Genomic DNA, 2,746 nt, shown 5'->3' with positions numbered 1-2,746 from the left:
GTGTTCTTCATCCAGAAGCAGTGGCGCGCGTTCTCATCGAACACGAACAGCATGCCGGCGGTGTCGGGCATGGTCTTGCGGAACATCAGGCCGGTCTCGCGCGTTTGCTCGGTGGCAGCCACTTCGGCGTGGACCTTGTACATGCCGATGGTCAGGTTGGATACCGGCAGGCCGGCATTCGGGGCGGTCGGGGCGGTCGAGGTTTGGGCAAGCGCGCCCGTAGCGGCAGCGGCGAGCGACAGGGCGGCAAGGAGGCGAGACAGGGTGGTCATGGCGCGAGCGGGTGGAAAACGAAACGCTCCATGATCGGCACTCGGCCCCGCGCCGTCAATGCGGCGCTGTGGAGCCTCGGTGACGAAGTTGTTACGGCATGTTTGCCGTGCGCCGCTCGGCGGCAGGCTTGGGTGCATGCACCGAGCGCGCCTTGTCGGCCGCCGGGTCTGGCATCAACGCCACATAGCGCGCATCGGTGAGCGTGCGCAGGAAGGCGACGATGTCGTCGATCTCATCCTCCGTCAGCGCGGGCGGGGTGCCCGGGCGGCGGTTCATCGGCACGGCGTTCACGTTGATGTTGCCCTGGTACTTGGGCGGCACGTCGTTGAAGCGCTGGGGTGTTCCCTTTGTGCCGGGGTACCACTGCGCCGGGTCGGTCGAGCGCGTGGCGTAGAAGGCCACCGTGTCGCGCAGGGTGCGGAACACGCCGTTGTGCATGAAGCTCTGGCGTACCGCCACGTTGCGCAGGCCCGCGGTGCGGAAGTAGCCGCACCACTGGTCGGGCTCGGGCCACTTGAGCGTGCGCGCGGTCTGGCACAGGCCGACGTCGAAGTGGCGCGCGTCCTGGTTGGCCGGCAGGAGCGGGTTGCGTGGCACGGCGATGGCGTCGTAGCCGAAATCCGTGAACAGCGAGCGCTCGGGGCGGGAGGACGATTCCACCATCAGGTGGCACGACGCGCAGTTGCCTTTGTCCGGGTTGCGGAACAGGGCAAGGCCGCGCATCTCGGCGGGGGAGAGCGGAGCCCGTTTGCGCAGGAAATCGTCGAAGCGCGAGGTGAACGGCGCCATCTCCTCGCTCTTGAAGTACGCCTCCAGCGCTTGGCCGAGCACGCCGATCAGGCGCTCCGGATCGCGCACGGCATCGGCGCCGAATTGCTTCGTCAACGCTTGGCCGAGGTCAGTGCCGGCCACCTTGCGTTGCAGGGCGCGCGGCGAGGCGTTGCTCATCTCGTCGGGGCTGAACAGCGGGCCACGGATCTGCTCGGCGATGGAATCGGCGCGGCCGTCGGCAAAGAAGCCGCCGAACGGCGACGGGAAGCTCGCGTCGTCGTCCTGGAAGAGGTAACGATGCGGGAGGTAGCGCAGGTATAGCAGCGACGGCGCGTTGCGTGCCGCCACGTGTCCAGGCCGGCTGCCGGCCGGCACGCCGATGCGCAGCGCCTCGCCGGTGAGTGTCGGGGCGAAGGCACGGCCTGGATCGTGGCACGCGGCGCATGACGTGCCTTGCGGCTCCGACAGGCGCGGGTCGAAGAACACCCGCTTGCCCAGGGCGACGAGGTTCGGGTCGGGCCGGAACGATGTGGCTTCGGCCGGCGGCGGCACGGCGTCCAGCCTGGGCGTCATGCCGATCGATTCAGCCACCGCCGCGCCCGGGAGGAGCGCAGCGGCCAGTAACAGCGTCGAAGTCAGCCGCCTCAAGGTGCCACGAAGCCCGTCTTGTCGCACACCAGGCTGGTGCCGCTCTGCGTGCAGGTGGTCAGCAGCTTGCCGGCCACGGTGTAGGCCTTGAACAGCCAGCCCTTGGCGGGCGCCGGCTGGCGGTCCATCACCATGAAGCCGAACGAGTTGTTGTGCGAGATGCTGCCAACCGTCACGCCCGAGGCGGGGCTGATGGCCGGGAACGGATCGGGCAGGGCCACGTCGAGCGAATCGCCGGCGTTGCCCGCAACGATGGTCGCCGGGTGGTTGCTGGTGAAGTTGATGGCCTGGAAGTCATGCACGTGGCCGTGCAGCGCGACCTGCACGCCCGGCGGGTAGTAGGCCGTAGCGTTCAGGCTGTTCATGACCGACAGCAGCGCGGCGTTGCCGCCCAGCGGCGTAGCGCCCGCGATCGGCACGAAGCCCAGGATCGGATGGTGGTTGGTGAAGATCGACATCACGCCCGGCTTGGCGGCCAGCGAGCCGACCGTGCTGAACTGCTTCTGGTAGGTCTGGAACCACGGGTCAGTGGTGGCCAGTGCCGTCGTACCAACCTTGGCGGAATCGAAAACAATGACCTGTGTGTCGGTGCCGATGGCCACGGCGTACGGGTCCGACGCGTTGGCGGCGGTGTCGTTGGCCGGGGTGTCGCACGAGCGGGCGGCCGAGTAGGGGCGTGGGTCCATGAAGCGGAACCAGCCTTGGCCGGCGCGCGCGCATTCCTCGTGGTTGCCGCGTACCACCATCCATGGGGCAGCGGCCATCAGCGGGGCGGCGGGCTGGAACAGGTCGGCCTGCCACGTATCCCAGCCGTAGCCCCAGGGGCTGCCCTGGCAGCCGGCCACATCGGGTGGGCAGGTGTTCTCGCGGTAGTGGTAGTCGCCCACGTGCAGGACGAGATCGGGGTTCATCGCCGCAGCCGTGGCGGCGGCTGTGGCGAACGGCCACTGCGTCGCGTCGGAGCACGCCTGGAAGGTGTTGCTGGACTTCTTCATGCGGCAGCCGGTGTCGGCCAGGATCACCACGCGCTGCGGGTTGGCCTTGGGCAGCGGCA

The 2,746-nt window shown here is 68.6% G+C and carries 3 protein-coding genes; all 3 read right to left on the bottom strand.

Annotated elements, in window-relative coordinates; genetic code table 11:
* A partial coding sequence (locus QZ609_RS26125; protein WP_295501308.1) for a DUF192 domain-containing protein occupies window positions 1–272 on the bottom strand: 272 nt, incomplete at its 3' end.
* A 91-nt stretch (window positions 273–363) separates the two neighbouring features.
* Window positions 364–1,692 carry a cytochrome-c peroxidase gene (locus tag QZ609_RS26120; protein ID WP_295501305.1) on the bottom strand — a complete coding sequence of 443 codons (1,329 nt, stop codon included), beginning with the start codon at window positions 1,690–1,692 and terminating at the stop codon, window positions 364–366.
* Window positions 1,689–2,746: metallophosphoesterase (locus tag QZ609_RS26115; protein WP_295501301.1), on the bottom strand; the 1,058-nt coding region annotated here is incomplete at its 5' end. The genes QZ609_RS26120 and QZ609_RS26115, both read right to left, overlap by 4 nt.

This window comes from uncultured Ralstonia sp. (assembly GCA_913056305.1).
Lineage (GTDB): Bacteria > Pseudomonadota > Gammaproteobacteria > Burkholderiales > Burkholderiaceae > Ralstonia.
The sequence above is the reverse complement of the archived record's forward strand: the minus strand, read 5'-3'. Positions and strand labels throughout refer to the sequence as shown.